Source organism: Candidatus Zixiibacteriota bacterium (assembly GCA_020853795.1).
GTDB lineage: Bacteria > Zixibacteria > MSB-5A5 > CAIYYT01 > CAIYYT01 > JADJGC01.
Genome location: JADYYF010000193.1, coordinates 1 through 6,084, shown reverse-complemented (window position 1 = coordinate 6,084; position 6,084 = coordinate 1). Strand labels below are relative to the sequence as shown.

7 protein-coding genes are annotated in these 6,084 nt (G+C 57.2%); 2 read left to right on the top strand and 5 right to left on the bottom strand.

Translation table 11 applies throughout. The features are described from left to right. Positions 1-46 precede the first annotated feature (46 nt). The 5 genes from IT585_14525 to ettA all read right to left on the bottom strand — a co-directional run bounded on the left by IT585_14525 (position 47) and on the right by ettA (position 4,199). Positions 47-352, bottom strand: coding sequence for an antibiotic biosynthesis monooxygenase (locus IT585_14525; protein ID MCC6964465.1), 306 nt, complete (start codon positions 350-352; stop codon positions 47-49). Positions 353-788: 436 nt separating this feature from the next. Beyond that, the gene (locus IT585_14520) at positions 789-1,457 is read right to left on the bottom strand and encodes an FAD-dependent oxidoreductase (protein ID MCC6964464.1); all 669 of its coding nucleotides are present in this window, start codon (positions 1,455-1,457) and stop codon (positions 789-791) included. Between the two features lie 38 nt (positions 1,458-1,495). Then, the gene (locus IT585_14515; protein MCC6964463.1) at positions 1,496-1,993 is read right to left on the bottom strand and encodes a ferritin family protein; all 498 of its coding nucleotides are present in this window, start codon (positions 1,991-1,993) and stop codon (positions 1,496-1,498) included. A 22-nt stretch (positions 1,994-2,015) separates the two neighbouring features. Next, entirely contained in the window at positions 2,016-2,399 is a 384-nt protein-coding gene (locus tag IT585_14510) for an iron-sulfur cluster assembly scaffold protein (protein ID MCC6964462.1), read from the bottom strand. Positions 2,400-2,519: 120 nt separating this feature from the next. Then, entirely contained in the window at positions 2,520-4,199 is a 1,680-nt protein-coding gene (gene ettA / locus IT585_14505) for an energy-dependent translational throttle protein EttA (GenBank protein ID MCC6964461.1), read from the bottom strand. Between the two features lie 281 nt (positions 4,200-4,480). Between ettA and IT585_14500 the strand changes: the two genes are divergently transcribed. Continuing rightward, positions 4,481-4,921, top strand: a complete 441-nt coding sequence (locus IT585_14500; GenBank protein ID MCC6964460.1) for a hypothetical protein — start codon at positions 4,481-4,483, stop codon at positions 4,919-4,921. A 490-nt stretch (positions 4,922-5,411) separates the two neighbouring features. After that, positions 5,412-6,020, top strand: coding sequence for a DUF4398 domain-containing protein (locus IT585_14495; GenBank protein MCC6964459.1), 609 nt, complete (start codon positions 5,412-5,414; stop codon positions 6,018-6,020). Positions 6,021-6,084 lie beyond the last annotated feature (64 nt).

Here is a 6,084-nt window from a genome sequence, read left to right as displayed (position 1 = left end):
GGTGTCAACGTCGATTTCGATCTCGGCTGCTTCCGACTGCTGCGACTCAGGTGGCAAATACTTCATACTTTTCGATGCTCGAGGTCAGCGCCACCCGCCCGTCACCGCCCTTGAACTCGCCCACGCGCTTGTGGCCTTCCAAATATTCCTGGCTCTTGGTCCAACTTTCGAATGCCTGTTCCGATTCCCAGTGAGTCATGACAATGTATTCATTCCCCTGCCGCGGCTTGAGGATCTCAGCGCGGATAAACCCCGGGCGGCGATCGACCGCCCGCGCCCGGGTGCGAAACATCTCTTCAAAACGCTCCCGGTGTTCTTCCGGAACTGACATCCTATTCATCATCACAAACATGTAACGCCTCCATTCGTAAAAGGTTCGCCTGCAGAACCGCTTTCCAATTCTGACAAGTTTAGTCAAGATAGATTAATTGGGTCCGCGCTTCAAGAACATTCTGACTTCACTCCCACCCTCCCCTTCCGATCTCCTCGTCAAACAAATTCAGGACGTTAGCCCAATTCATTTCTGGCATCCTGCAGCGCCGACTTCAGTCGGGCTCTTCGAACTCCGGCCGTACTCCTCACCTGTAGGGGCGGGAATCGTCACCGCTCGCATATATCGTTCCGGCAGGTCTTCCTGCGAAGCGCCTTCGACTCTCGCCGTATGACGACTTTCCACGCGCTTCGTGGGGCAACCTGCTATCCTCGCCACACCGTCGCCCCCATGCTCCCCAACAACAAAACGGACGCGGCAAGCCGCGCCCGTCTAATGTCTCACCGATTGCCGTGACCTAATCAGCCAACGGATTCGTGTGATAGTTGGGCTTGTCCTTTTTCAAGTCGGTCGAGTAACCGGGGAACGTATCAACCTCGGGGTTGACATACTTCTTGGCGTTATTGACCGCGATCGCCGCCTCGGCCGTCGCCATCGAGATGAAATTCAGCTCCTTGGCCTTGCTGATGAAGTCGCCGCACGCATAAAGTCCCGGCACGCTGGCGTTCATCGTGGCATCCACGGCAATCCCCTGTTCGTTGATCTTGACCCCCTGCTTCTTGAGCGATTCGATCAAGCCCTTGCTCTTCTTCTGAACTTTCTCCAGCGATCCCAGCGCCAGGACGACGGCTTTGGACTTGTGCGCACCCTTGTCGGTCGTCACCGTCCACACCTTGGCGGCCTTGTCGAATTCGCAGGCGCTGACCGTCTCATTCTTGAGAATGACATGCTCGTACATCGTCGCCTGCTCGATGAAATTCTCGGCCAGCTTGCGCGCCGTGATCAGCACGAAACCGGCAACATCGCGCAGGACCTCGTCGGGATACTCGTGAATCAGCGCGCCGCCCAGTTCACCGGTCGACTCAATGATCTTCGTCCTGGCATCGCGCAGGCCGGCGTAGAACGAGGCGAACAGCCCGGCCGGTCCGCCGCCGATGATGGTAATATCAAACACTTCCGCAGTCATATCGATCTCCTTCCATCCGTTGATGGACGACTCGTAGATTACTCTTCCAGCATCTGGGAGCCTTCATAGGCAAACCAGTTGATGTTGCCGCGCAGGGCTTCACGCTCGGCGGCCAGCGTATCGTAGTGGCCGTCCTCTTCGGCGACCAACTCAGCAAATACGGCGCGCGTCTGCGGATCCTTGGTCTTGCCTTCGCCGTTCTTGTAGTGCACGGCGGTCAGACGCTCCGCTTCCATCGCCAGGTCAATCAAACGAAACTTGTCCGCTTCGGCAAGCGGTCTGTCACCGAACGCATTCTTGAAGATTGCCAGTCCCTGTGGTGGGAGATCGGTCACCTCCTGGCCGACAAACTGCTTGTACAGTTCGCGCAAGCGCCGTTCGTGGTTGACCTCGTCCATCGCCAATTGCTCAATCTTCTTGCGCGCCTCCGGATTTTTTACCTGCTGCGCCAGCGTCGAGTAGAAATACTGGCCCTCAATCTCGGTCTTGATGCCGATCTTGATAATCTCCTCGATCTCTTTCTTTACGTCCGCCATGGCGGTTCTCCTTATCGCTAAACTAACTCAGTCTGCGCATTTGTTCGGCCGCCTGTTCCCAGATGCGACGCACCATCGACCGGCAGTGTTCCTTCTCGCCGCGGGTATCGCGTTCGACCGTCGCGAACACCGCCGCAGCCGCAACGTCGGCTTCTGCCTGCGTCTTTCCCGTAATCGCCTCGGTCAACATCGACGCCGTCGCAATCGCCACCGCACATCCGAACGATTGAAACCGGGCCTCGCTGATCCGGCCATCCCGCAGGTTGATCGTCATCGTCATTTCGTCGCCGCACAGCTCGTTGGTGACCGCTACGCGAAGGGTCGGTGTGGCAAGCATGCCACCGTTGCGCGGATGCAGAAAGTGATCCATGATCGTGGCGGAATATGTGGCGGGTTGGTTCGGCATCGTCGTTCGGCGCCGGGCGAGGGCATCGTCGCCCGAAAACTCGACGCAATGTAAGCAAAATTGCCCCGAATTGCTTGCGAAAACTTGGGTTGGACACACGACCACGATCCCGCGCAACAGCTACGCCTTGACGATCTTACGGTACCGATTGCGGCGGTTTTCGAACGGCCGCCCGCCCAGCTCACGCTTGTGCCAATCCTCGTACTCGCGATAGTTCCCCTCAAACCAACGTACCTGGCCTTCGCCTTCGAAAATCAGCAGGTGCGTGCACACGCGATCCAGGAAGAAACGATCGTGGCTGATCACCATCACGCAGCCCGTGAAGTTCTGGATCGCCTCCTCGAGATTGCGCAGCATGTTGACATCGAGGTCGTTGGTCGGTTCGTCCAGCAACAACACGTTGCCGCCCGACTTGAGCACTTTCGCTAAGTGACAGCGGTTGCGCTCGCCACCCGAAAGCTCCCCGACCGTCTTCTGCTGGTCCGATCCCTTGAATCCAAAACGGGCCAGGTACTGCCGGATCGGAACTTCGATCTTACCCAGCATGACATTGTCCGCACCGCCGCCAACTTCTTCGATCAGACTTTGTGCACCGGTCAGCGTATCGCGCTCCTGATCGACGTACGCCAGTTGCACCGTGCTGCCGACCTTGACTTCGCCGGCCGTCGGCTTTTCCTGGTCGACGATCAGGCGGAACATCGTCGTCTTGCCGGTACCGTTCGGTCCGACTAAGCCGACAATTGCCGAACGGGGCACATTGAAACTGACATCTTTGAAGATCACGCGGTCGCCGTACTGCTTGGCAACCTTGTCGAAAGTGATCACCTGATCACCCAGTTCCGGCCCGGGCGCAATGACAATATTGCCGCCACCTTCCTTGGCCGCAGCCTCCTCGCGCGCCACCAGCTGCTCGTACTCGATGATACGCGAACGCGACAATTGCTGCCGGTCCTTGTTGGTCATCTTGATCCAGGCCAGTTCCCGCTGCAGCATGCGCGATCGCGGCGTGTCCTTTTTCTCCTCGCCGGCCAGCCGCTCCAGCTTCTGCTCCAGCCACGATGTATAATTGCCCGAATAGGGAATGCCGCGGCCACCATCCAGCTCGAGAATCCACTTGGTGATATTGTCGAGGAAATAGCGGTCGTGCGTCACAATGATGACCGTGCCGGGGTAGTCGCGCAACTGCTCCTCCAGCCAATCCACGGTCTCGGCGTCCAGATGGTTGGTCGGTTCGTCCAGGAGCAGCAAGTCGGGCCGCTCGAGCAGCGCTTTGCACAAGGCCACCCGGCGCTTCTCGCCGCCCGAAAGTGTACCGACAACTCGGTCATCGTCCGGCAGGCAAAGTGCGTCGGCAGCCACCCGGATGTGCACGTCAAGATTCCAGGCATCCAACGCATCCAACTGCTCTTGCAGAACCCCCATCCGCTCCATCAACTTGGTCATTTGATCGTCGTCCAGCGGTTCACCCATCTTGGTCGTTATCTCGTTGTACTCATTGAGCTTGGACGTAATCTCACCAAACGCCTGCTCCACCGATTGGCGGACTGTGAGCGTCTCCTCAAGCAGCGGTTCCTGCAGAACAATGCCGGAACGGAAATTGCCGAGCAGTTGGGCTGTGCCTTGAAACTGATCGTCAAGGCCGGCCATAATCCGCAAAACCGTCGACTTGCCGGAGCCGTTCTCGCCGACGATGCCGATCTTGGCGCCCGGATAGAAACTCAGATTGATGTTCTTGAGTACTTGCTTCTGGCCATAGTATTTGTCCAGCCGCAACATCGTGAAGATATATTTCTCGCTCATTGCCTGCTTCCTGATGGAGATTGCCCGGTTTTCGACGGTCAACCTCGACCGCCGGTAACGAAGTCGCTAAGGTAGGCAACAAGGGGCGACAAAGTCAAGGGGCGCGCAACCCGGATCAGGCTCAGCCAAATCATCAGGTCGCCGTCGAATTCGGTCTCAGCACTGAAATTCTCGATCCTGGCCTGTACGAACACGGACTATGTCGATCTCTGATTGATGTTAGTCTCATTCGGCCTGCTGCCGGCTGCAACAGAGTTTTCACATGCTTGGGAGGGAACACCATGAACCACACTCGACTATCGCTCGGCCGTCTGGCCACAGGAATCATGCTACTGACGTCGCTCTGGGGTTGCTCGAATGAAGCCCCCTATGCGCCGGAAGCCGCGCCGGTCGCCAGCCTCGGCAGCGCCGGAAACCAGGGTCAAGCGGTCACCACGGCGGTCAAAGACAGCGGGCCCGCCGTTGAAGAAGTCTCCAGTCTGGTTGAATTCGAAGTGCTGCTGCTGACCCCGAATCTGGCGAACAGCACCATCCAGCTCATGCCCCTTGCGGGCGGGTCGATTCTGACCGGGCATATTGACGAAAACACAGTTCTGCTCGGAATGCAGGGCGAAGAGGTTGAATTGGCTGACTTCCAGGTCTGTTTCCGTGGCTACGCCAAGGGCGATATGATTAATGACACCGAAATGCAGCTTACTTCGCTGCAAATGCTTCCCTTTTAAGAGCCAAGGAACGACACTTGTCGGCGACGGCATAAACGAAAGCCGGCAGCGACGTCGGCAGGTGTTCCAACACGGGTGCGAACGAGCTCGCACCCGTTGTTGCTTTCCTGAATCGCTTGATTCTGAACAGCTTACACGTGTCAAGTTTCACCGCATGGGGATACTTCTGTAGTCGACACCGCCGGCACGGCAATGATCGATATTGCGACAAAGTTCCTCAAAATATTTGTTGACAGGCCTTGTTGAGCGCTTTAGATTCTGCGCCCATTGAAGGAGGGATTGTGAAAGGTTGCGCAAGCACACGATTTTGGAGTTGATGAGCGCAACTGGAACAATCAGTGGGAACGGTCCGGATGCCGTCATCCGGAGAATGAGAAGAATAGATCAACTAAACAGAGAGACCTCCGCCGGGATGGGTGTAAAGCTGGACAGGCTTCGCGTGTCCTTTTTTTTTTGACCCAGTCGGGCGGGGAAGAAAGGAAGTACCACAATGAAGAAAATCTTGTTAGCCGTTATCGCCATTTCGTTAGTGGTGATGGCCGGCTGCAGCAAGCCGCCGGAAGCTGAGATGGCGGCCGCGCAGAGCGCGATCAACAACGTCAAAGCCGCCGAAGCGGAGCAGTACGTTCCGCAGGCCTTCCGCATGCTGACCGACAGCTTGAACGCGGCGATGGCGATGAAGACCGAACAGGATGGCAAGTTCGCACTTTTCCGCAGCTATGGCGAATCCAAGGCGATGTTTGAGCGCGTGACCGGCATGACTGCCGACGTGATCAACCAGGCCAATGCCGAAAAAGAGCGCGTCAAGCAGGAAGTCACCGGGATGATGGCCGAGGCCAAGGGCCTGCTGGATTCCGCGATGGTGCTCCTGGGCAAGGCGCCGATGGGCAAGGACAATAAGGCCGAGCTGGAACTGATTAAGAACGACCTGACCAATCTGGGTTCCGAATTTACCGTTGCCGAAGGCGACTTCAACGGCGGTAAGTACTTGGTTGCCCGCACCAAGATCGAGTCGATCAAGTCGCGCGTGATGAATATCACGGCCGAGATTTGCAAGGCTTACGAGGCGAAGGGCAAAAAGTGCCCGATGGGCATGTAAATCCTTTGCGGATTTGACGAGTATAATAGCTGGGGGGAGACGATCTTCGCCTCCCCCCAGCACC